This is a genomic window from Pseudomonas furukawaii (assembly GCF_002355475.1).
Lineage (GTDB): Bacteria > Pseudomonadota > Gammaproteobacteria > Pseudomonadales > Pseudomonadaceae > Metapseudomonas > Metapseudomonas furukawaii.
Genome location: NZ_AP014862.1, coordinates 20,742 through 40,643, shown reverse-complemented (window position 1 = coordinate 40,643; position 19,902 = coordinate 20,742). Strand labels below are relative to the sequence as shown.

General features: G+C 67.6%; 24 protein-coding genes. 9 read left to right on the top strand and 15 right to left on the bottom strand.

Features of this window, described 5'->3' with window-relative positions; all coding sequences use genetic code 11:
* Window positions 1–18: 18 nt before the first annotated feature.
* The 3 genes from KF707C_RS00210 to KF707C_RS00200 form a co-directional block, all read right to left on the bottom strand.
* Window positions 19–285, bottom strand: coding sequence for a YheV family putative zinc ribbon protein (locus tag KF707C_RS00210; RefSeq protein WP_003458102.1), 267 nt, complete (start codon window positions 283–285; stop codon window positions 19–21).
* Window positions 282–2,330, bottom strand: a complete 2,049-nt coding sequence (prlC, locus tag KF707C_RS00205; RefSeq protein ID WP_003458101.1) for an oligopeptidase A — start codon at window positions 2,328–2,330, stop codon at window positions 282–284. The genes KF707C_RS00210 and prlC overlap by 4 nt, the downstream gene beginning before the upstream one ends.
* Before the next feature lie 91 nt (window positions 2,331–2,421).
* Window positions 2,422–2,616: a hypothetical protein gene (locus KF707C_RS00200; RefSeq protein ID WP_036994647.1), complete on the bottom strand. Its 195-nt coding sequence runs from the start codon at window positions 2,614–2,616 to the stop codon at window positions 2,422–2,424.
* Between the two features lie 165 nt (window positions 2,617–2,781).
* Here KF707C_RS00200 and KF707C_RS00195 point away from each other — a divergent pair, with 165 nt between their 5' ends.
* The gene (locus KF707C_RS00195) at window positions 2,782–3,327 is read left to right on the top strand and encodes a gamma carbonic anhydrase family protein (protein WP_003458099.1); all 546 of its coding nucleotides are present in this window, start codon (window positions 2,782–2,784) and stop codon (window positions 3,325–3,327) included.
* A gap of 7 nt (window positions 3,328–3,334) precedes the next feature.
* Window positions 3,335–3,979, top strand: a complete 645-nt coding sequence (locus KF707C_RS00190; RefSeq protein ID WP_003458098.1) for an HAD family hydrolase — start codon at window positions 3,335–3,337, stop codon at window positions 3,977–3,979.
* Window positions 3,980–3,991: 12 nt separating this feature from the next.
* Here KF707C_RS00190 and KF707C_RS00185 read toward each other — a convergent pair whose 3' ends face one another.
* On the bottom strand, window positions 3,992–4,225 hold the full coding sequence (locus tag KF707C_RS00185; protein ID WP_003458096.1) for a DUF1161 domain-containing protein: 234 nt from the start codon (window positions 4,223–4,225) through the stop codon (window positions 3,992–3,994).
* 58 nt (window positions 4,226–4,283) lie between these two features.
* Complete coding sequence (locus tag KF707C_RS00180; RefSeq protein WP_003458094.1) at window positions 4,284–5,360, bottom strand: aminopeptidase; 1,077 nt, start codon at window positions 5,358–5,360, stop codon at window positions 4,284–4,286.
* Between the two features lie 52 nt (window positions 5,361–5,412).
* On the opposite strand from KF707C_RS00180, the gene KF707C_RS00175 reads away from it, so the two are divergent.
* Window positions 5,413–5,829: a PA0061/PA0062 family lipoprotein gene (locus KF707C_RS00175; protein ID WP_003458092.1), complete on the top strand. Its 417-nt coding sequence runs from the start codon at window positions 5,413–5,415 to the stop codon at window positions 5,827–5,829.
* Window positions 5,830–5,883: 54 nt separating this feature from the next.
* The gene (locus tag KF707C_RS00170; RefSeq protein WP_003458090.1) at window positions 5,884–6,312 is read left to right on the top strand and encodes a PA0061/PA0062 family lipoprotein; all 429 of its coding nucleotides are present in this window, start codon (window positions 5,884–5,886) and stop codon (window positions 6,310–6,312) included.
* Between the two features lie 9 nt (window positions 6,313–6,321).
* Here the strand turns inward: KF707C_RS00170 and KF707C_RS00165 are convergent, their stop codons facing one another.
* The 4 genes from KF707C_RS00165 to KF707C_RS00150 all read right to left on the bottom strand — a co-directional run bounded on the left by KF707C_RS00165 (window position 6,322) and on the right by KF707C_RS00150 (window position 9,004).
* Window positions 6,322–7,320 carry an LLM class flavin-dependent oxidoreductase gene (locus KF707C_RS00165; RefSeq protein ID WP_003458088.1) on the bottom strand — a complete coding sequence of 333 codons (999 nt, stop codon included), beginning with the start codon at window positions 7,318–7,320 and terminating at the stop codon, window positions 6,322–6,324.
* Between the two features lie 168 nt (window positions 7,321–7,488).
* The gene (locus KF707C_RS00160) at window positions 7,489–7,713 is read right to left on the bottom strand and encodes a DUF1161 domain-containing protein (RefSeq protein ID WP_003458087.1); all 225 of its coding nucleotides are present in this window, start codon (window positions 7,711–7,713) and stop codon (window positions 7,489–7,491) included.
* Window positions 7,714–7,836: 123 nt separating this feature from the next.
* Window positions 7,837–8,052, bottom strand: a complete 216-nt coding sequence (locus KF707C_RS00155; protein ID WP_003458084.1) for a dodecin — start codon at window positions 8,050–8,052, stop codon at window positions 7,837–7,839.
* A gap of 64 nt (window positions 8,053–8,116) precedes the next feature.
* Complete coding sequence (locus KF707C_RS00150) at window positions 8,117–9,004, bottom strand: LysR family transcriptional regulator (RefSeq protein ID WP_003458077.1); 888 nt, start codon at window positions 9,002–9,004, stop codon at window positions 8,117–8,119.
* Between the two features lie 108 nt (window positions 9,005–9,112).
* Between KF707C_RS00150 and trpB the strand changes: the two genes are divergently transcribed.
* Together trpB and trpA are read left to right on the top strand one after the other, a co-directional pair.
* Window positions 9,113–10,324, top strand: a complete 1,212-nt coding sequence (gene trpB, locus KF707C_RS00145) for a tryptophan synthase subunit beta (RefSeq protein ID WP_003458076.1) — start codon at window positions 9,113–9,115, stop codon at window positions 10,322–10,324.
* Window positions 10,321–11,130, top strand: a complete 810-nt coding sequence (gene trpA / locus KF707C_RS00140; protein WP_003458075.1) for a tryptophan synthase subunit alpha — start codon at window positions 10,321–10,323, stop codon at window positions 11,128–11,130. Before trpB ends, trpA begins: the two co-directional genes overlap by 4 nt.
* Window positions 11,131–11,265: 135 nt before the next feature.
* Here the strand turns inward: trpA and KF707C_RS00135 are convergent, their stop codons facing one another.
* Both KF707C_RS00135 and KF707C_RS00130 read right to left on the bottom strand, forming a co-directional pair.
* Window positions 11,266–11,634 carry a DOPA 4,5-dioxygenase family protein gene (locus KF707C_RS00135; protein WP_003458073.1) on the bottom strand — a complete coding sequence of 123 codons (369 nt, stop codon included), beginning with the start codon at window positions 11,632–11,634 and terminating at the stop codon, window positions 11,266–11,268.
* Window positions 11,631–12,584, bottom strand: a complete 954-nt coding sequence (locus KF707C_RS00130) for a choline sulfate utilization transcriptional regulator (RefSeq protein ID WP_003458071.1) — start codon at window positions 12,582–12,584, stop codon at window positions 11,631–11,633. The genes KF707C_RS00135 and KF707C_RS00130 overlap by 4 nt, the downstream gene beginning before the upstream one ends.
* Before the next feature lie 111 nt (window positions 12,585–12,695).
* Between KF707C_RS00130 and betC the strand changes: the two genes are divergently transcribed.
* Both betC and choX read left to right on the top strand, forming a co-directional pair.
* Entirely contained in the window at window positions 12,696–14,201 is a 1,506-nt protein-coding gene (gene betC / locus KF707C_RS00125; protein ID WP_003458069.1) for a choline-sulfatase, read from the top strand.
* Between the two features lie 107 nt (window positions 14,202–14,308).
* Window positions 14,309–15,238, top strand: a complete 930-nt coding sequence (choX, locus tag KF707C_RS00120; protein ID WP_003458067.1) for a choline ABC transporter substrate-binding protein — start codon at window positions 14,309–14,311, stop codon at window positions 15,236–15,238.
* Between the two features lie 48 nt (window positions 15,239–15,286).
* On the opposite strand, the gene aroE is transcribed toward choX, so the two are convergent.
* Both aroE and hemF read right to left on the bottom strand, forming a co-directional pair.
* The gene (gene aroE / locus KF707C_RS00115; RefSeq protein WP_003458065.1) at window positions 15,287–16,111 is read right to left on the bottom strand and encodes a shikimate dehydrogenase; all 825 of its coding nucleotides are present in this window, start codon (window positions 16,109–16,111) and stop codon (window positions 15,287–15,289) included.
* Window positions 16,111–17,031, bottom strand: a complete 921-nt coding sequence (hemF, locus tag KF707C_RS00110) for an oxygen-dependent coproporphyrinogen oxidase (protein ID WP_003458063.1) — start codon at window positions 17,029–17,031, stop codon at window positions 16,111–16,113. The genes aroE and hemF overlap by 1 nt, the downstream gene beginning before the upstream one ends.
* Window positions 17,032–17,161: 130 nt before the next feature.
* Between hemF and KF707C_RS00105 the strand changes: the two genes are divergently transcribed.
* Window positions 17,162–18,139, top strand: a complete 978-nt coding sequence (locus tag KF707C_RS00105; protein WP_003458061.1) for an NADPH:quinone reductase — start codon at window positions 17,162–17,164, stop codon at window positions 18,137–18,139.
* Here the strand turns inward: KF707C_RS00105 and KF707C_RS00100 are convergent.
* Together KF707C_RS00100 and dprA are read right to left on the bottom strand one after the other, a co-directional pair.
* Complete coding sequence (locus KF707C_RS00100; RefSeq protein ID WP_003458060.1) at window positions 18,129–18,683, bottom strand: L-threonylcarbamoyladenylate synthase; 555 nt, start codon at window positions 18,681–18,683, stop codon at window positions 18,129–18,131. The genes KF707C_RS00105 and KF707C_RS00100 overlap by 11 nt on opposite strands.
* Window positions 18,684–18,724: 41 nt before the next feature.
* Complete coding sequence (gene dprA, locus KF707C_RS00095) at window positions 18,725–19,819, bottom strand: DNA-processing protein DprA (protein ID WP_003458059.1); 1,095 nt, start codon at window positions 19,817–19,819, stop codon at window positions 18,725–18,727.
* Window positions 19,820–19,902 lie beyond the last annotated feature (83 nt).

The window sequence follows — 19,902 nt, the reverse complement described above, 5'->3', positions numbered from 1 at the left end:
CCCTCCTTGGCGACCACCTTACTCGGCGGGCTTCTTCAGCTTGGGGTTGGGGAAGAACTGTACCGCCTGCACCTTGGGGTCGGCTGCCTTGGGCTTCGCCTGGTTCACCCGGGTCCCCAGCTCCTTGGGTACCGATTGGCCCTGGGCATTGAGGGTGTCGGCGTAGCCGCAGTTGACGCACTGGCGGTGCGGCACGCCGTCCTCGTCCCACATCTGGATCTTGTCCATCTCGCTGCAGGCGGGGCACACGGCCCCGGCGATGAATCGCTTGGGCGTGGCGCTCATGCCGCGTCCTCCGTCAGGCCGCTGTGGCGCAGCAGGGCGTCGATGGAGGGCTCGCGACCGCGGAAGTCGACGAACAGCACCATAGGCTCCTGGGAGCCGCCACGGGCGAGGATGGCATCGCGGAAGGCGCGGCCGGTGGCCGGGTTGAGCACACCTTCCTCCTCGAAGCGGGAGAAGGCGTCGGCGGACAGCACCTCGGCCCACTTGTAGCTGTAGTAACCGGCGGCGTAACCGCCGGCGAAGATGTGGGCGAAGCTGTTGGCGAAGCGGTTGAACGCCGGCGGGCGCATCACCGCCACTTCGTCACGCACGGCTTCCAGCACATCCAGCACGCCGCGGCCGTCGCCGTGGGTGGCGTGCAGCTCGAAGTCGAACAGGGAGAACTCCAGCTGGCGCACCATCATCAGGCCGGACTGGAAGTTCTTCGCCGCCAGCATCTTGTCCAGCAGGTCCTGGGGCAGGGGCTCGCCGGTCTGGTAGTGGCCGGAGATCAGCGCCAGGCCTTCCGGCTCCCAGCACCAGTTCTCCATGAACTGGCTGGGCAGCTCCACCGCGTCCCAGGCCACGCCGTTGATGCCGGAGGCACCGGCGTGTTCGACGCGGGTCAGCAGGTGGTGCAGGCCGTGGCCGAACTCGTGGAACAGGGTGGTGACCTCATCGTGGGTCAGCAGCGCGGGCTTGTCGCCGACGGCGGGCGTGAAGTTGCACACCAGGTTGGCCACCGGCGCGATCAGTTCGCCACGGGCGTTGCGGCGCTTGTCGCGGGCGCCGTCCATCCAGGCGCCACCGCGCTTGTTGGCGCGGGCGTAGAGGTCGAAGAAGAAGCGGCCGACGTGCTGGCCGTCCTCGCTGATCTCGAACAGGCGCACGTCCGGGTGCCAGGTGTCGAAGCCGCTGAGCTCGCGGATCTCGATGCCGTAGAGCTTCTGCACGATGGCGAACAGGCCGGCGAGCACCTTGTCGACGGGGAAGTAGGCGCGCAGGACTTCCTGGGAAATGCTGTAGCGCTGCTCACGCAGTTTCTCGCTGAAATAACCGACGTCCCAGCTCTTCAGGTCGGCGACTCCGCGCTCGGCGGCGAAGGCCTTGAGCTCGTCCAGGTCCTTGGCGGCGAAAGGCTTGCTGCGCTGGGCCAGGTCGCGGAGGAAGCCGAGCACCTGCGGGGTGTTCTCGGCCATCTTGGTGGCCAGGGACAGCTCGGAGAAATGGGCGAAACCCAGCAGCCGCGCCAGCTCCTGGCGCAGGTCGAGGATCTCGGCCATCACCGGGCCGTTGTCGTTCTGCCCGGCGTTGGGGCCCTGGTCGGAAGCGCGGGTGCTGTAGGCGGTGTAGACCTCTTCGCGCAGGGCGCGGTCGTCGGCGTAGGTCATCACCGCGTAGTAGCTGGGGAACTCCAGGGTGATCAGCCAGCCGTCCAGTCCCTTGGCCTCGGCGGCCTGCTTCATCTGCGCCCTGGCCGAGTCGGTGAGGCCGGCGAGGGCGGCTTCGTCGGTGACCTGCTTGGTCCAGGCCTGGGTGGCGTCCAGCAACTGGTTGGAGAAGCGGCTGCCCAGCTCGGAGAGCTTCATCTGGATTTCGCCGTAGCGCTGCTGCTGGTCCGTCGGCAGGTCGATGCCGGACAGGCGGAAGTCACGCAGGGCATGGTCGAGGATGGTCTTCTGGGCCACATCGAAACCGGCGGCACCGGGGCTTGCGGCCAGGGCCTCGTAGGCCTGGAACAGGGCGCGGTTCTGGCCAATTTCCGTCCAGTATTCGGACAGTTTGGGCAGGCAGGCCTCATAGGCGCTGCGAAGCTCGGCGTTGTTGCACACGGCGTTGAGGTGGCTCACCGGGCTCCAGGCACGGCCCAGGCGCTCGCCCAGTTCGTCCAGCGCCAGCACCAGGCCCTGCCAGGTGGGGGTGCCATCCTGTTGCGCCAGCAGCGCGGCGATGGCGGCCCGGTTGTCGGCGAGGATCTGGTCCACCGCCGGCTCGACGTGCTCGGGCTTGATGGCGGAGTAGGGCGGCAGGTCGAAGTCCTGCAGGAGGGGATTGCTGGAACTCACGGCATTCACCTGTTGCGTCTGGAAAAGTTGATGGCTCGGAGGAAAGCTTTCGGGCGGAACGATGGAGGGGGCGCCAGGCCCCCTCGTTCAATCACTGTCTCTGTCTGGACCGGGACATGGACCAGGCACCATTCTTGGGCAGGCCGCTGACACCCCGGGCGACTTTCTCGATCTCGCCTCCGCGACGCAGGAAGGCGGCAACCTGGGCCGCGAGGGATTCGCGGGTTTCCAGCGCCGCTTCAGATTCGACCTGACGCGCGGAGGATCTGATTCGCAGGGTAGACATGACACTCTCCTTCTCCAAAGGCGGCCCGCCAGCATGCCCGATAAACGGTACCTCTGGCGGGAAAGAGAAAGTCAGCCCCAATGACCATCGCCGTAGGACGTTTCTCCGAGTCCTAGGCAGCCATCTTAATTACAATCGACGCCTGGCGCAGCCACAGGAAAAGCTATGAAACCGATAAGAACCTACCAGGGCATCACTCCAGAGCTGGGCGAGCGGGTCTTCGTCGATGCCTCCGCAGTGGTCATCGGCGATGTCCGACTGGGCGACGACAGCTCCGTCTGGCCCCTGGTGACCATTCGCGGCGACATGCACCGCATCCGCATCGGCGCCCGCACCAGCGTGCAGGATGGCAGCGTGCTGCACATCACCCATGCCGGCCCCTTCAACCCGGACGGCTACCCGCTGGAGATCGGCGACGACGTGACCATCGGCCACAAGGCGCTGCTGCATGGCTGCAGCGTGGGCAGCCGCGTGCTGATCGGCATGGGCAGCATCGTCATGGACGGCGCGGTGATCGAGGACGACGTGGTGCTCGGCGCCGGCAGCCTGGTCCCGCCGGGCAAGCGCCTGGAGAGCGGCTTCCTTTACGTGGGCAGCCCGGTGAAACAGGCCCGTCCCCTGACCGAGAAGGAAAAGGCCTTCTTCACCTACAGCGCCGCCAACTACGTGAAGCTGAAGGACCTGCATATCGCCGAGGGCCAGGGAGACTGATCACCCCATGAACTACCGCAACATCCTCTTCGACCTCGACGGCACCCTCACCGACCCTCGCGAGGGCATCACACGCTCGGTGCAGTACGCCCTGGCCAAGCTGGACATCCATGAGCCGGACCTGGCCAGCCTGGAGCACTTCATCGGCCCGCCGCTGCTGCAATGCTTCATGCAGACCTACCACCTCAGCGAGGCGCGGGCCTGGGAGGCGGTGAACCATTACCGCGACCGCTTCAAGGTCACCGGCCTTTACGAGAACCGCGTATTCGACGGTGTCGAGACGCTGCTGGCGCGACTGGGCGAACAGGGACGTACCCTCTACATCGCCACCAGCAAGCCGACGGTCTTCGCCCGGGAGATCGCCCGGCACTTCGGCTTCGACCGGCACTTCAGGCGGATCTACGGCAGCGAGCTGGACGGCACCCGCACCAACAAGGTCGACCTGATCGCCCACCTGCTGGAGGAGGAAGGGCTGGCCGCGGAGGACACGCTGATGATCGGCGACCGCAAGCACGACCTCATCGGCGCCAGCCGAAACGGGCTGCATGGCGCCGGGGTGGGTTATGGATTCGGCAGTCGCGAGGAACTGCTGGACGAGTCGCCGGACTACTACTTCGCCAGCCTGGACGAACTCACCCGGGCCTTCGGTTGAGGGCGCGGGGCATCAGTCGCCATTGCGCTGGTAGAGGATCTTCTTGGTGCCGTTCTCGCAGGACCCCACCACCATGCTCGGATCCTTCACCTCATCGTTGGGGACGATTTCCAGGGTGTAGGTGCTGACCCCGGCGGCCTGGATCTTCACCTCGATCTCCTGCTTCAGTTCCTCGCAAGGCTTGGGGGCCGCCAGGGCGGCGGCGCTCAACGCCGACAACATCAGGGCTACCGCAACTCGCTTCATCGCCTACTCCATTTCCGTGGTGTCCTGGTTGTTTGACTGACAGCCAGCGAGCCAAGTTCTAGCCGTTTGCCATCAAGCTTTCCAGTGCCCGGATACGCTCTTTCGCGGGCAAGGCGCTCAGCTCCTCGACGCGCCGGTAGAACGCCCGCCAATCGCCGCTCACCGCCCGATGAAGCGCCGCGAACGCCGGCACCCACTGATCGTAGAGGCCGAAGGGCAGCAGCTTGGCATTGTTCATGGGCCCGTCCACCCAGGTGTCGAAGCGCTTGCGGCCTCCCCATTCGCGATCCCGCAGCGCCCGGTAGTCGCGGCGCAGGCGCTCGAACTCGGCGGCCTTGGCTTCGCGCATCCGCTCGGGCGACAGACCGCTGGCATAGAGACGCTCCAGGCGCTCGCGAGTGTCGAGCACCAGCCGGGTGAAGGCCTCCCGACGGTGCGTATCGGCATCATCCGCCGGCGGCAACCCACGGCTGAGGCGCCACTGCCGCAGTCCCTCGCGCTCGACGAAACTGGCGTAGGACTCGTTGAAGGCGGTATCCCCGGGCAGGTAGAACCGCTGATGGGCCAGCTCGTGGAAGATCAGCGCCGCGAGACGGTCGTCATCCCAGCGCAGCATGGTGCCGAGCAGGGGGTCGTCGAACCAGCCGAGGGTGGAGTAGGCCTCCACGCCACCCACCCAGGTGTCCAGCCCCTCCTCGCGCAGCAAGGCGGCCGCGCCGCGAGCCCGTCCCTGCTGGTAGTAGCCGCGATAGGCCACACAGCCGGCGATGGGAAAGCAGTGGGTGATGGGCTGCAGGGAGAACTCCGGCGTGGCGAACAGGTTCCACACCACATAGGGCCGGTCGAGGTCCGCATAGACCCGGTAGCTGTCATTGTCCGGCAGCCCCAGATGGTCGCTGGCGAAGCTTCGCGCCTGCTGGGACAGGGCCAGGCGCTGGCGCAACCCGGGGGCCAGTCCCGGTTCGTCCAGGAGCCGCTGGACCGGTTCCCGCGCCTGCAGCAGCGAGAACTGTCCACGTGCCAGATGGCCGTAGTACTCCAGGCTGGAGCAACCGCTCAGCGCCAGGGCGCCCAGCAGGGGAACCCAGGGCCGGCGGATGCGGTCAAGCAAATCGACAAGAAGGAGGGTCGGCATGCGGCGAGCCTAGCGCATCGGAACCCACCACCACCATCGACGGAGTCCCCCCATGCGCCCTCTGCTGCTTTCCCTGCCGCTGCTCAGCCTCGGCGGCTGCGCCCTGCTGATGCCCAGCCACGACCCCAGCCAGGCCTGGATCGCTCTCGACGCGCGGGAGGGCCAATCAATGCAGGCCAGCCGTGTGGACGACAAACCGCTCTCCGACCCGCGCTTCTTCCAGGTCACCCCGGGACGCCATGAACTGGAGGTGCGTCTGGAGTTCGAGGTGGGCGCCGGGGATATCGGCCAGGGCAGCGACGGCTACCGTCGGACCTGCCTGCTGAAGCTGGCCTATGCCGACTTCACGGCGGGCGAACGCTACCAATTGCAGGCGGGCGGCATCGGCTTTCGGCCCTGGGTCCGGCTGTACGACGAACGTAACCGGGAAGTGGCCAAGGCCAGGGAAAGTCGCTGCGGCGATGTCTGAAAGGGCGTACGCGGCGTTATGCTGAAAGGCACCCGCTCCCAGAGGACTCCCATCATGCGCACGTTGTTGGCCCTGACGCTGCTGGCCAGCCTCGCCGCCTGCGCCAGCAAGCTGCCCGATCCCGATCCCCGCATGGCCTGGATCGACATCGCGCCCGACCCCAGCGACACCCTGATGGCCCATCGCCTGGACGGCAGGCGCTGGGACGATGGTCGCTACTTCCAGGTGATGCCGGGCCGCCATGAGCTGGAGCTTCGCTATCAGTTCGAAGTGGGTGGCGGAGGCGGCGGCGGTATGGGCATGAACACCGAGCCCACCCGCATCACCTGCTACATGGAGCTGCGCTATGACGGCTTCGAGGCCGGCAAGCGCTACCGGGTGGAAGCCCGCAACGCCGCCAACCAGCCCATGGCCTGGCTCTACGACCAGCAGCGACAAGTGCTGGCGCGACACCAGGTCTTGCCCCGCTGCGGCCCCTTCTGAAGGCCTCGCTCAGCCCTTCAGGCCGGCCAGGATGTCGAAAGCCCGCAGCCGGTGCTCGTGCTGGTAGAGGTCGCAGGTGAAGATCAGCTCATCGGCCTCGGTCTGGTCCAGCAGCACCTGCATCCGCGCGCGGATCTTCTCCGGCCCCCCGATCATCGCCAGGGCGAGGAAGCTGCCCACCGCATCCTTTTCGTGGGGCAGCCAGCGGCCTGCCATGCTTTCCACGGGCGGACGCAGTACCAGGCTTTCGCCACGCATCAGCGCCAGCACACGCTGGAACACCGTGGTGGCAAGGAACTCCGCTTCCTCGTCAGTGGGCGCCGCCACCAGGGGTACCCCCAGCATCACGTAGGGCTTGTCGAGTACCGCGGACGGCCGGAAATGATTGCGGTAGACCCGTATCGCCTCATGCAGGTAGCGCGGCGCAAAATGCGAGGCAAAGGCATAGGGCAAGCCCTTCTGGCCGGCGAGCTGGGCACTGAACAGGCTGGAACCCAGCAGCCAGATGGGAACATTGGTGTCCACGCCCGGCATGGCGATCACCTTCTGCTCCGGCTGGCGCGGTCCCAGCAGGGTTTCCAGTTCCTCGACGTCCTGCGGGAAGTCGTCGGCACTGCCCAGCCGGTCGCGGCGCAGGGCGCGGGCCGTGAGGTGATCGGCACCGGGCGCTCGCCCCAGCCCCAGCTCGATGCGTCCCGGGTAGAGCGTGGCCAGGGTGCCGAACTGCTCGGCCACCACCAGGGGAGCGTGGTTGGGCAGCATCACGCCACCGGAACCCAGGCGGATACGGGCGGTATTGGCGGCCAGGTAGCCCAGCAGCACGGCGGTGGCCGAGCTGGCGATGCCGTCCATGTTGTGGTGCTCGGCGACCCAGAATCGCGAGAAGCCCAGCGCCTCCACGTGACGCGCCAGCGCCAGGGAGTTGTGCAGGGCCTGGGCCGCGCCACCGTGGTCGCGGATAGGCGCCAGATCGAGGACGGACAGGGGCAGGTTCGACAGGGAGGACATGAGAAAGACCTTGGCAAGGGATGAGCGGACGCTTATCCGAGTGAATCAGTAGGTCTTACTCTAAGGATTGGCGGTGGTCACCGCCAGAAGGCACTTTCCGGTAACCAGGGCACCACCAGGTAAGTAAGGGGCCGGCCTGGCAGCCGGCCCGATCCGCTGAAGCGGCGATCAGCGACGCTGGTAGACGATCTCCCGGGTGCCGCCCTCGCAGGTGCCCACCACCTGCTTGCCGGCGGCGGCGCCTTTCTCCACCACCTCCAGGCTGTAGGACGCCACCCCCTTGGCCTTGAGCTTGGCGTCGATCTCGGCCTTGAGCGCTTCGCAGGGCTTCACGGCGGCGAAGGACGATCCCGCCAGGGTGAACAAACCCAGTGCCAACAGCAGTCTTTTCATGAACAACGCTCCCTCGTGATGAATGAGATGGCTCGGGCGAGCCGTTCGCGCCGGGCCCGGTTCCGGGAGCCGGGCGCGAACGACCGGAGCCTACCCCAAATTCACGACAGACGCTGAAGCCCCTCAGCTGTCGGTGATACGAAAACCCACCTTCAGGGTCACCTGGTAATGCCCGACCTGGCCGTTCTCTATATGTCCGCGAACGTCCACCATCTCGAACCATTCCAGGTTGCGGATCGTTCGCGAGGCCTCCGCCAGGGCGTTCCTGATGGCTTCGTCGATGCTGTTGCGAGAAGACCCGATGATCTCGACCTTCTTGTAGGTGTGATGATCAGACATGCTGTTTTCCTCTTCGGAGCAGGACAGGGCGTCCGTGACCAGCGACAGGTTTCAGCATAGACAGCTAACCGGCGAACGCCTGCCGCAGCCACTGCGCCAGGCGTTCGGCGCGAGGGTCCAGTTGCCGCGCCGGCACCCAGAGCGCCAGCCGCGCGCGCGTCTCGACGAACCCCCAGGGCGCCACCAGGCGCCCGGAGGCCAGCTCGTCGGCCACCAGTTGCTGGGGCGCGATGGCCACACCCAGCCCGGCCACGGCGGCCTCCAGCAAGTAGTAGAGATGCTCGAAACCCTGTCCCAACCGCAGCCGGCCGCTGTCCAGCCCCTGGGCGGCGGCCCACTGTGGCCAGGCCTGTGGGCGGGACACCGTGTGCAGCAACGACTCCGCCAGCACGCTTTCCGGGGCCCCGTGCGCCAGGGCGTCGAAGCGTCCGTAGCGCGGGCTCAGCACCGGGCCGATGGATTCCGCCGCCAGCTCGATCACGCGCATGTCCGCCGGCCAGGGCGGCTCGGCGAAGCACAGGGTGGCGTCGACCCCCGGGCGGCGCGGATCCAGTTCCCCCTCGCTGGCCGAAAGCTGCAGACGCAGCTCCGGCAGCTCGCGGTTTAGCCGGTCCAGTCGCGGGATGAACCAGCGCGCCAACAGGCTGCCGGGGCAACCGAGGACGAAGGGGGCGTCTTCCGCACGCTTCGCCAGATCGGCACAGACCCCGCGCAGGCGCTCGAAGGCATCCCCCGCCGCATCCCGCAGCCGCTGGCCGGCATCCGTGAGTTTTACGCCACGCCCATCCTTGCTGAACAAGGCCACCCCCAGCTCCTCTTCCAGCAGCCGCACCTGTCGGCTCACGGCGCCGTGGGTCACGTGCAGCTCGTCGGCGGCGCGGCTGATGCTCTGCAGCCGGGCGGCCGCTTCGAAGGCGCGCAGGGCGTTGAGGGGGGGCAGGTCACGGCTCATGGCTATTGGTGAGTTTTCCTGACAGGTGGAAGCAATCTAATCGCTTTTCCGGCGAGCGGCCAGCGTTAGAATGACTGCCATCGGACACCATTCCCCAGGAGTTCCACCATGACTTCACTGCGCACCGGCCCCGACGCCAAGGGCCTGTTCGGCTCCTTCGGCGGCCAATACGTCGCCGAAACCCTGATGCCGCTGATCCACGACCTGGCCCGTGAATACGAGAAAGCCAAGGATGATCCGGCCTTCATCGAAGAACTGGCCTATTTCCAGCGCGACTACGTCGGCCGCCCGAGCCCGCTGTACTACGCCGAGCGCCTGTCCGAGCACTTCGGCGGGGCGAAGATCTACCTCAAGCGCGAGGAGCTGAACCACACCGGCGCGCACAAGATCAACAACTGCATCGGCCAGATCCTGCTGGCCCGGCGCATGGGCAAGAAACGCATCATCGCCGAGACCGGCGCCGGCATGCACGGCGTGGCCACCGCCACCGTGGCCGCCCGCTTCGGCATGGAATGCGTGGTCTACATGGGCACCACCGACATCGACCGCCAGCAGGCCAACGTCTTCCGCATGAAGCTCCTGGGCGCCACCGTGATCCCGGTCACCGCCGGCACCGGCACCCTCAAGGACGCCATGAACGAAGCGCTGCGCGACTGGGTGACCAACGTCGACAGCACCTTCTACCTGATCGGCACCGTGGCCGGGCCGCATCCCTATCCGGCCATGGTCCGCGACTTCCAGGCGGTGATCGGCAAGGAAACCCGCGAGCAGCTGGCCGAGAAGGAAGGCCGCCTGCCCGATTCCCTGGTCGCCTGCATCGGCGGCGGCTCCAACGCCATGGGCCTGTTCCACCCCTTCCTCGATGATGACTCGGTGCGGATCGTCGGCGTGGAAGCCGCCGGCCACGGCATCGAGACCGGCAAGCATGCCGCCAGCCTGAACGGCGGCGTACCGGGCGTGCTGCACGGCAACCGCACCTTCCTGCTGCAGGACGAGGACGGCCAGATCATCGACGCCCACTCGATCTCCGCCGGCCTGGACTATCCCGGCATCGGCCCGGAACACGCCTGGCTGCATGACATCAAGCGTGTCGAGTACACCTCGATCACCGACCACGAGGCCCTGGAAGCCTTCCACACCTGCTGCCGCCTGGAAGGCATCATCCCGGCCCTGGAAAGCTCCCATGCCCTGGCCGAGGCCTTCAAGCGCGCCCCGAACCTGCCGAAGGACCACCTGATGGTGATCAACCTGTCCGGCCGTGGCGACAAGGACATGCAAACCGTCATGCACCACATGCAAGAGAAGGAGGCCAACGCATGAGCCGCCTGCAGACCCGCTTCGCCGAACTGAAACAGCAGAACCGCGCCGCCCTGGTGACCTTCGTCACCGCCGGCGACCCGGGCTACGACGCATCCCTGGCCATCCTCAAGGGCCTGCCGGAGGCCGGTGCCGACGTGATCGAGCTGGGCATGCCCTTCACCGACCCGATGGCCGACGGCCCCTCCATCCAGCTGGCCAACATCCGCGCCCTGGGCGCCAAGCAGAACCTGGCCAGGACGCTGCAGATGGTCCGCGAGTTCCGCACCGGCAACCAGAGCACGCCGCTGGTGCTGATGGGCTACTTCAACCCCATCCACTACTACGGCGTCGACCGCTTCATCAGTGACGCCAAGGACGCCGGCGTGGACGGCCTGATCGTGGTCGACCTGCCGCCGGAGCACAACGAAGACCTCTGCCACCCGGCCCAGGCCGCCGGCATCGACTTCATCCGCCTCACCACCCCGACCACCGACGACGCGCGCCTGCCCACGGTGCTCGCCGGTAGCTCCGGCTTCGTCTACTACGTCTCGGTGGCCGGCGTCACCGGCGCCGGCTCCGCCACCCTGGAGCACGTGCAGGAAGCCGTGGCCCGCCTGCGCCGCCACACCGACCTGCCGGTGGCCATCGGCTTCGGCATCCGCACCGCCGAGCACGCCGCCAACATCGCCCGCCTGGCGGACGGCGTGGTGGTGGGTTCCGCCCTGGTGGACCAGATCGCCAAGGCGGATACCGCGGAGCAGGCCGTCGACGGCGTACTGACCCTCTGCAAGACCCTGGCCGACGGCGTGCGCAACGCCCGCGCCTGATCCACCCCGGCCGCACAAGAAAGCCGCTGCCCCGATAGGGCAGCGGCTTTTTCATGTGCGAGCGCCGCACCCCGCAGGATGGGTTTCGCAGGCTCTACCCATCCTGCGGAGCGACCTCGATACCGCTGAAGGCCCTTAAAGGTCGTATTCGATCTCGCCGTCTTCCAGGCCCGACAGGTCCAGGGGCCGCACCGTGCCCATCCACAGGGGGTAGTCGCGGTGGTCCCGCAGGTCGCTGCCGGTAATGGGGTGGACCAGCACGTTGAGCCCATCGCGGTGCAGCGCCAGCCAGGGAATCACCTCCCCGAACAGCTCGGGCTTGAAGGCCAGCTGGCAGCTCCAGTCCGGATGGGGGCCGACGGGCTTCTCATGGACGCGCCCCATCTTCAGTGGAAAGCGCCGGGCCGCCTCCTCGCAGAGCTCACGGGCCTGCTGCAGGGTGCTCGCGTCGAAATAGACATGGGCATGGAAGCCCTTGATACGGGGCGCAGGGGTCTGGATCACAGGGCAATTCCCTCCCGATGCCGGATGAGTTGGGGTTGGCGTGCCTCGTCCCCCAGCTCCTGCTGGAGCCAGTCGACGAAGCACTTCATCAGCCGCGCACGTCGTTTGCGTTCGGGCTGTACCAGGTAATAACCGAAGTCGGAGGTGACGCTGCCGTCCAGCAGGCGCACCAGCAATCCCTGCTCCAGCAGGTCGTCCACCAGGTAGCGCCAGCCGATGGCCACGCCCTGGCCGGCGATGGCCGCCTGGATCAGCAGGGTGTAGTTGTCGAACCGCAGCATCCCCGCGCCCGGCGCCTGGGTGATGCCCAGCTCGCGGAACAGCGTGGCCCAGTCGAACCAGCGCGTGCGCACCTCCGGCTTCAGGTGCAGAAGGGGCAGGTCGAGCAGGGCGCCAGCGGCCAATGGCAGCGCCTGTCCCGCCAGAAGACGCGGGCTGGCGATGGGGAACACCTCCTCGCGGAACAGCAGCAGGGCGTCGCCGTGCTTGAAGCGCCCGTCACCGAAGGCGATGGCGATATCCACCTCCGAGCGCAGCATGTTCATGGTCCGGTCGCTGGTGACGATGCTGACGTCGATGTCCGGGTTGGCCTCGTGGAAGCGGTGCAGGCGCGGCATCAGCCAGTAGGCGGCGAAGGCGAAATCGGTGGCCACCTGCAGCACCTCGTGCTGGGTACGCGAGCCGATGGCCTCCAGTCCGGTGGCGATGGCTTCCAGGCCTTCCTGGACATGGAGGAAGAGCAGCCGACCGGCGTCGGTGAGCTCGATGCCCCGGTAGACCCGGTCGAACAGGCGCGTCGCCAGTTGCTTCTCCAGTCGCTGGATCTGCTGGCTGACCGCCGGCTGGGTGGTGCCCAGCTCCACCGCCGCCGCCGTGAAGCTGAGGTGCCGGGCGGCGGACTCGAAGACCCGCAACAGGTCGAGGGAAAGGTCGGGGAGAAACTCTGCCATAAGCCCTACTTATCCGAGTCATGTTCCCCCGTGCGGTTTACCAGGGGATTGGCTGGCGCAATCATCATCCCCAGCACTTTCGCATAATTCGAAGGTATGGATAAGCGTACGATGAAAGCTCCCAATATTCTCTTCATCATGGCCGATCAGATGGCCGCCCCGATGCTGCCGTTCTATGCCCCCTCGCCCCTCAAGGTGCCGAACCTGGCGCGGCTCGCCGCCGAGGGCGTGGTGTTCGAGTCGGCCTACTGCAACAGCCCGCTGTGCGCACCGTCGCGCTTCACCCTGGTGAGCGGACAGCTGCCGTCGAAGATCGGTGCCTACGACAATGCCGCCGACTTCCCCGCCGACGTACCCACCTACGCCCACTACCTGCGTCGCCTGGGCTACCGCACGGCGCTGTCGGGCAAGATGCACTTCTGCGGCCCGGACCAGCTCCACGGCTACGAGGAGCGGCTGACCAGCGACATCTACCCCGCCGACTACGGCTGGGCGGTTAACTGGGACGAGCCGGACGTGCGCCCGAGCTGGTACCACAACATGTCCTCGGTGTTGCAGGCCGGCCCCAGCGTGCGCACCAACCAGCTGGATTTCGACGAGGAAGTGGTATTCAAGGCGCGCCAGTATCTCTACGACCATGTGCGCCAGAGTGCGGACCAGCCGTTCTGCCTGACGGTGTCCCTGACCCATCCCCACGATCCCTACACCATCCCGGAGGAATACTGGTCGCGCCACGACGAGGCCGAGATTCCACTGCCCCGGGTGCGCTTCGCCGATACCGAGCAGGACCCCCACAGCCAGCGCCTGCTCAAGGTCATCGACCTCTGGGGCAAGCCGTTGCCGGAAGCCAAGGTGCGTGACGCACGGCGCGCCTACTTCGGCGCCTGCAGCTACGTCGACGACCAGGTCGGCGCGTTGCTCAAGACCCTCGCCGACTGCGGCCTGGCCGAAGACACCATCGTCGTGTTCTCCGGCGACCACGGCGACATGCTTGGCGAGCGGGGCCTCTGGTACAAGATGCACTGGTTCGAGATGGCCGCCCGCGTGCCCCTGCTGGTGCACGCCCCCAGCCGCTTCGCCGCCGCGCGGGTCAGGGCCTCGGTGTCCACCGTCGACCTGCTGCCGACCCTGGTGGAGCTGGCCGGCGGCACCCTGGACGCCAGGCTGCCGCTGGACGGGCGCTCGCTGCTGCCGCACCTGGAGGGCCGCGAGGGCCACGACGAGGTGCTGGGCGAATACATGGCCGAAGGCACCACCAGCCCGCTGATGATGATTCGCCGGGGGCCCTGGAAGTTCATCTACTCGGAAGAAGACCCCTGCCTGCTCTTCGACCTGGCCAACGACCCGCAGGAGCTGGAGAACCTGGCCGGTTCCGCCGACCACCAGGCCCTGCTGGCCGCCTTCCTCGAGGAGGCCCGGGCACGCTGGGATGTCGCAGCCATCGCCGAGGAAACCCTGGCCAGCCAGCGCCGTCGCCGCTTCGTCGCCGGGGCCCTGTCCCGTGGCAAGCTGGCGAGCTGGGATCACCAGCCCTTCGCCGACGCGAGCCAGCAGTACATGCGCAACCATATCGACCTGGACGATCTGGAACGCCGCGCGCGCTTCCCCCAACCCTGAAGAAGCTGGTAGGAGCCGGCTCTGCCGGCGAAAGGACGGACACAGGTGCTTTCGCGGACAAGCCCGCTCCTGCGGACGAACAATCAGAATCGACGAGGAACCAAGGCATGAAGACGATCAATGCGGCGCTTGCCAGCGCCTTGCTGCTGACCACCACCCTGACCCTCAACGCCCAGGCCGAGGACGCCAGCTGCGCCACGGTGAAACTGGGCGATCCGGGCTGGAGCGACATCGCCGTCACCAACGGCGTGGCGCGCATCCTCCTGAACGGGCTGGGCTACCGCACCGAGACGCCGACCCTGGCCGTGCCGATCATCTTCGCCGGCCTGCACAAGGGCCAGATCGACGCCTTCCTCGGCAACTGGATGCCGGCCCAGCAGAGCAACTACGACAAGTTCGTCGCCGCCGGCAGCGTCGACAAGGTGACGCAGAACCTGGCCGGAACCGAGTACACCCTGGCGGTGCCGCGCTATGCCTACGACGCCGGTGTGAAGACCTTCGCCGACCTGGACAGGCATGCCGACAAGTTCAAGCACACCCTCTACGGCATCGCCGCCGGCTCGCCGGCCAACGTCTCCATCCAGCAGATGATCCAGTCGGACGAATTCGGCCTGGGCGACTGGAAGCTGGTGGAGTCCAGCGAGCAGGCGATGCTGGTCCAGGTGGGCCGCGCGGTGAAGCGCAAGGACTTCGTGGTCTTCCTCGGCTGGACCCCGCACCCGATGAACGTGCAGTACGACATGGTCTACCTGAAGGGCGGCGAGAAGTACTTCGGCGAAAGCGGCAGCGTGAACACCCTGGCGCGCAAGGGTTACGCCCAGCAGTGCCCGAACGTGGGCCGGCTGCTGGCCAACCTGCAATTCACCCAGGAGATGGAGAACAGCATCATGGACCAGGTGCTCAACGGCAACACCAGCAACGACGCGGCGGTGAAGGCCTGGCTCAAGGCCAACCCGGCCACCCTGGAAGGCTGGCTGCAGGGGGTGAACACCCGTGACGGCGGCGATGCCCTGGCAGCGGTGAAGGCCAGGCTCTGAGTCACCCCGGCCGGCGCGCGTCCGTTCGCCTGCCGGGGGAGGGAAGGATCAGCCCTCGGCCAGCTGGCGGCGCAGCTCCGCCAGCACCGGTGCACTGTCGGGCAACACGCCGCGCCACAACAGGAAGGCCTCGGCCGCCTGCTCCACCAGCATGCCCAGGCCATCCAGCGTACGCGCCGCGCCGTGACTGGCGGCCCAACGGTTGAAGGCGGTCGGCTCCTTGCCATACATCATGTCGTAGCAGAAGGTGTGGCCGGGCTGGATCAGCCTCGGCGAGATGGGCGGCAGGTCACCGGCCAGGCTCGCGGAGGTGCCGTTGACTATCAGGTCGACAGGCTCCTCCAGCCAATCGAAACCGCTGGCGGACACCGGCCCCAGTTCGGCGAACAGCCGGGCCAGGTTCTCGGCCTTCTCCAGGGTGCGGTTGGCGATCACCAGGGCCGCCGGCTTCTCGGCCAGCAGGGGCTCGATCACCCCGCGCGCGGCGCCCCCGGCGCCCAGCAGCAGGATGCGCTTGCCGGCGAGCGCCAGCCCGGCGTTGCGGGTGAGGTCACGGACAAGGCCCGCGCCGTCGGTGTTGTCGCCCAGCAGGCGGCCGTCGTCGAGCTTCTTCAGGGTGTTCACCGCGCCGGCGCGCTCGGCGCGGGCGCTGAGCTGGTCGGCCAGCTCGAAGGCCTGCTCCTTGAAGGGCACGGTGACGTTACCGCCGCGCCCGGTGGCGAAGAAGGCGCGGGCACAGCCGGGGAAGTCATCCAGGGGCGCCAGCACGGCGTCATAGGTCAGCGCCTGGCCGGTCTGTTCGGCGAACAGGCGGTGGATCAGCGGCGACTTGCTGTGGCCGATGGGGTTGCCGAATACGCAATAGCGGTCCATCAACGTCCGGCCTCCCCGAGCCAGTTCCGATCCTGGAGGAAGTACTCGGTCAGGCGCGCTTCCTCGCTGCCCGGCTCCGGTTTCCAGTCATAGCCCCAGCGTACCTGCGGCGGCAGGGACATGAGGATGGACTCGGTACGGCCGCCGGACTGCAGGCCGAACAGGGTGCCCCGGTCGAACACCAGGTTGAACTCCACGTAGCGGCCCCGGCGATAGGCCTGGAATTCACGCTGTCGTTCGGTGAAGGGGGTGTCGCGACGACGGCGGATGATGGGCAGGTAGGCTTCCAGGTAGGCGTCGCCGATAGCGCGGAGGAAAGCGAAGCTGGTGTCGAAGTCCCACTGGTTCAGGTCGTCGAAGAACAGGCCGCCGATGCCCCGTGGCTCGTTGCGGTGCTTGAGGTGGAAATAGCGGTCGCACCACTCCTTGTAGCGCGGGTAGACATCGGCGCCGAAGGGCGCGCAGGCGTCACGGGCCACCTGGTGCCAGTGCACGCAGTCTTCCTCGTTGCCGTAGTAGGGGGTCAGGTCGAAGCCGCCGCCGAACCACCAGACCGCCTCCTCGCCTTCCTTTTCGGCGATGAAGAAGCGCACGTTGGCGTGGGAGGTGGGGACGTGGGGGTTCTCCGGGTGGATCACCAGGGACACGCCCATGGCCTGGAAACCACGGCCAGCCAGCTCGGGACGATGGGCGCTGGCCGAGGGCGGCAGGCTGTTGCCGAACACATGGGAGAAGTTGACCCCGCCTTTCTCGATCAGTGCGCCGTTCTCGATGACCCGGGTACGACCGCCGCCGCCTGCGGGACGGTCCCAGGCGTCTTCGAAGAAGTCGGCCTTGCCATCTTCCGCCGCGAGCGCGGCGCAGATGCGGTCTTGCAGATCGAGCAGGTAGGCCTTCACGGCCTCGATACGGTCAGTCACGTGGTCAACCTTGGCGGGGGATGGCGGAAAAATGAGCAGGCAAGCATACCACCGCCCGGGGCCGCTGGTGGCTTGACGGGCGTCAAGGCGAAGCGTTGGATTGGAGCTTTTCCAACAGGAGCTCGCAACCATGGCCAAACGCATCCAGTTCTCCGCCTACGGCGGCCCGGAGGTCCTCGAGTACGCGGACTATCAACCGACGACACCGGGTCCCCGGGAAGTGCGGGTGCGCAACCGCGCCATCGGCCTCAACTTCATCGACACCTATTACCGCAGCGGCCTCTACCCGGCGCCGGACTTCCCCACCAGCCTCGGCACCGAGGGAGCAGGGGAGGTGGAGGCCGTGGGTGACGAGGTGACGCAGTTCAAGGTGGGCGATCGCGTCGCCTACGCCACCGGACCGCTGGGCGCCTACAGCGAATTCCACGTGCTGCCGGCCGACAAGCTGATCCACCTGCCGGATTCGATAGGTTTCGAGCAGGCCGCAGCGGTGATGCTGAAGGGCCTCACGGTGCAGTACCTGCTGCGCCAGACCTACGAACTCAAGGGCGGCGAAACCATCCTCTTCCATGCCGCGGCCGGCGGTGTGGGGCTGATCGCCTGCCAGTGGGCGAGGGCGCTGGGGGTGAAGCTGATCGGTACCGTGGGCTCGCCGGAGAAAGCGGAGCTGGCGAGGGCCAACGGCGCCTGGGCCACCATCGACTACAACCGCGAGAACGTCGCGCAACGGGTACTGGAGCTGACCGACGGCGCCAAGTGCCCGGTGGTCTACGACTCGGTGGGCAAGGACACCTGGGAGACCTCGCTGGACTGCGTAGCCCCCCGTGGCCTGCTGGTGAGCTTCGGCAATGCTTCGGGGCCGGTGACCGGCGTGAACCTCGGCATCCTGGCGCAGAAGGGATCGCTGTTCGTCACCCGGCCGACCCTGTTCGGTTACGCCAGTACGCCGGAGCGCCTGCAGGCCATGGCCAACGAACTGTTCGGGCTGATCGCCGAGGGTCGCATCCAGGTGGAGATCAAGCAGCGCTTCGCCCTGGCCGACGCGGCCAAGGCGCACAGTGCCCTGGCCAGCCGCCAGACCACCGGTTCGACCGTGCTTATCCCCTGATCACGCGGCCACTGACCAGGTCGCGGATCACGCTGGGATTGCGGCGCCCGCCCAGGGCGCCACCCAGCACCGCGTCCAGGTCATCGCCGAAGTACTGCTGCACCCGCAGGCGCGAACAGGCAGCCGGGCGACCGGACGGGTTGGCGGAGGTGGAGATCAGCGGGCCGGTCAGGGCGCAGAGCTCGCGCACCAGCGGATGGGCGCTGACCCGCAGGGCGACGCTGTCGTGCTGGCCTGTGACCCACTCGGGCAGCAGGTCCTGGTGCGGCACCAGCCAGGTGTTGGGCCCCGGCCAACTGGCGAGCAACTGATCGATCCAGGCACCCGGCAGGCCTTCCAGGAGGAAGTCGAACTGCTGGATATCGTCGGCCACCAGGATCAGGCCCTTCTCCACCGGACGCTCCTTCAGCGCCAGCAGGCGGTACACCGCCTCCTCGTTCCAGGGATCGCAACCCAGCCCCCAGACCGCCTCGGTGGGGTAGGCGATCACGCCGCCCTCACGCACCACCCGCGCCACTTGCTGCACTCGCCACTTGCTGACCATCACAGGCTCCCACCAATCGAATGGCGGAAAGTGTACAGGGCTCAACCGACGCGATGCACCCAGCCACCCGCCTCCCGGGCGACGCGGCCCTGCAGCTCAAGATCGGTGAGCTCCGCCAGCACTCGCGGCAAGGCCCAGCCGCTGGCGGCCGCCAATCCTTCGCTGGTATGGGGTGCCGCCCGCAGCAGGGCCAGCAGCGGATGTGCTTCGGCGGCGGGAGAGGAATGCTCCTCGGCCGGGGGCAGCGCCTGCCAGCCGCGCAGGGTGTCGAGTATGTCCTCCACCCGCTCCACCAGCGCGGCCCCCTCGCGGATCAGCTGGTGGCAGCCCCGGGCGCCAGGGTGGTGAATGGAGCCGGGGATGGCGTAGACCTCGCGGCCCTGTTCGGCGGCCAGCCGCGCGGTGATCAGGGAGCCGCTGGAGGGACTGGCCTCCACCACCAGAACGCCCAGGGACAGGCCACTGATGATGCGGTTTCGCCTGGGGAAGTTGCCGGGCTGGGGCGGGCAGTCCAGAGGAAGCTCGGACACCAGGGCACCGCCTGCGTCGAGAATCTCCCGGGCCAGGCCGCGATGCCGGTTGGGGTAGAGGCGCTGCAAGCCGGTTCCGAGCACCGCCACCGTGGCGCCGGACACGTCCAGTGCGCCCCGATGGGCCGCGCCGTCGATGCCCAGGGCCAACCCGCTGGTGATGACGAAGCCACCGCCGGCCAGGCTGCGGGCGAAGGCCCGGGCCGTATCGAGGCCGGGCGCGCTGGCGCGTCGGCTGCCCACCAGGGCCAGTTGCGGACGCTCCAGCAAGGCGGGCTCACCGGCCACGTAGAGCAGCGGCGGAGCGTTGTTCAGCTCGGCCAGCAGTGCCGGGTAGGACGGGTGGTCCCAGCACAGCAGGTGGTGCCCGGGGCTTTCCAGCCAGGCGAGGGCCCTGGCGGCGGCTTCACGGATCTCCGGGCTGCGACGGGGTTCGGCGGAGCAGGCGGGAAGCCCCAGGGCGCGCCAGGCGGACGCGGGGGCGCTGAGGGCAGCGGAGGCCGAACCGAAGGCGTCCATCAGGCGACGGAAGCGGGCGGCGCCAAGTTCGGGGAGGTGGTGCAGGCGGAGCCGGGCTTCCAGCTCGGCGGGTGAGAGGGCGGTCATCCCGATCAATCCTTGATCGCGCCGCAATCGCGGCAGGACCGCCATCAATACAACAAGCCCCCGGAGGCGGGGGCTTGCAGGTG

Excerpts from the sequence above, each read along its gene's own strand:
- dprA (WP_003458059.1), bottom strand. The coding sequence starts at position 19,819 with ATGACCGCCCTCTCACCCGCCGAGCTGGAAGCCCGGCTCCGCCTGCAC.
- aroE (WP_003458065.1), bottom strand. The coding sequence starts at position 16,111 with ATGGACCGCTATTGCGTATTCGGCAACCCCATCGGCCACAGCAAGTCG.
- KF707C_RS00175 (WP_003458092.1), top strand. The coding sequence starts at position 5,413 with ATGCGCCCTCTGCTGCTTTCCCTGCCGCTGCTCAGCCTCGGCGGCTGC.
- KF707C_RS00150 (WP_003458077.1), bottom strand. The coding sequence starts at position 9,004 with ATGAGCCGTGACCTGCCCCCCCTCAACGCCCTGCGCGCCTTCGAAGCG.
- betC (WP_003458069.1), top strand. The coding sequence starts at position 12,696 with ATGAAAGCTCCCAATATTCTCTTCATCATGGCCGATCAGATGGCCGCC.
- KF707C_RS00170 (WP_003458090.1), top strand. The coding sequence starts at position 5,884 with ATGCGCACGTTGTTGGCCCTGACGCTGCTGGCCAGCCTCGCCGCCTGC.
- KF707C_RS00190 (WP_003458098.1), top strand. The coding sequence starts at position 3,335 with ATGAACTACCGCAACATCCTCTTCGACCTCGACGGCACCCTCACCGAC.
- KF707C_RS00195 (WP_003458099.1), top strand. The coding sequence starts at position 2,782 with ATGAAACCGATAAGAACCTACCAGGGCATCACTCCAGAGCTGGGCGAG.
- KF707C_RS00130 (WP_003458071.1), bottom strand. The coding sequence starts at position 12,584 with ATGGCAGAGTTTCTCCCCGACCTTTCCCTCGACCTGTTGCGGGTCTTC.
- KF707C_RS00180 (WP_003458094.1), bottom strand. The coding sequence starts at position 5,360 with ATGCCGACCCTCCTTCTTGTCGATTTGCTTGACCGCATCCGCCGGCCC.
- trpB (WP_003458076.1), top strand. The coding sequence starts at position 9,113 with ATGACTTCACTGCGCACCGGCCCCGACGCCAAGGGCCTGTTCGGCTCC.
- KF707C_RS00185 (WP_003458096.1), bottom strand. The coding sequence starts at position 4,225 with ATGAAGCGAGTTGCGGTAGCCCTGATGTTGTCGGCGTTGAGCGCCGCC.
- KF707C_RS00165 (WP_003458088.1), bottom strand. The coding sequence starts at position 7,320 with ATGTCCTCCCTGTCGAACCTGCCCCTGTCCGTCCTCGATCTGGCGCCT.
- KF707C_RS00105 (WP_003458061.1), top strand. The coding sequence starts at position 17,162 with ATGGCCAAACGCATCCAGTTCTCCGCCTACGGCGGCCCGGAGGTCCTC.
- choX (WP_003458067.1), top strand. The coding sequence starts at position 14,309 with ATGAAGACGATCAATGCGGCGCTTGCCAGCGCCTTGCTGCTGACCACC.
- KF707C_RS00210 (WP_003458102.1), bottom strand. The coding sequence starts at position 285 with ATGAGCGCCACGCCCAAGCGATTCATCGCCGGGGCCGTGTGCCCCGCC.
- trpA (WP_003458075.1), top strand. The coding sequence starts at position 10,321 with ATGAGCCGCCTGCAGACCCGCTTCGCCGAACTGAAACAGCAGAACCGC.
- KF707C_RS00160 (WP_003458087.1), bottom strand. The coding sequence starts at position 7,713 with ATGAAAAGACTGCTGTTGGCACTGGGTTTGTTCACCCTGGCGGGATCG.
- KF707C_RS00155 (WP_003458084.1), bottom strand. The coding sequence starts at position 8,052 with ATGTCTGATCATCACACCTACAAGAAGGTCGAGATCATCGGGTCTTCT.
- KF707C_RS00200 (WP_036994647.1), bottom strand. The coding sequence starts at position 2,616 with ATGTCTACCCTGCGAATCAGATCCTCCGCGCGTCAGGTCGAATCTGAA.
- KF707C_RS00100 (WP_003458060.1), bottom strand. The coding sequence starts at position 18,683 with ATGGTCAGCAAGTGGCGAGTGCAGCAAGTGGCGCGGGTGGTGCGTGAG.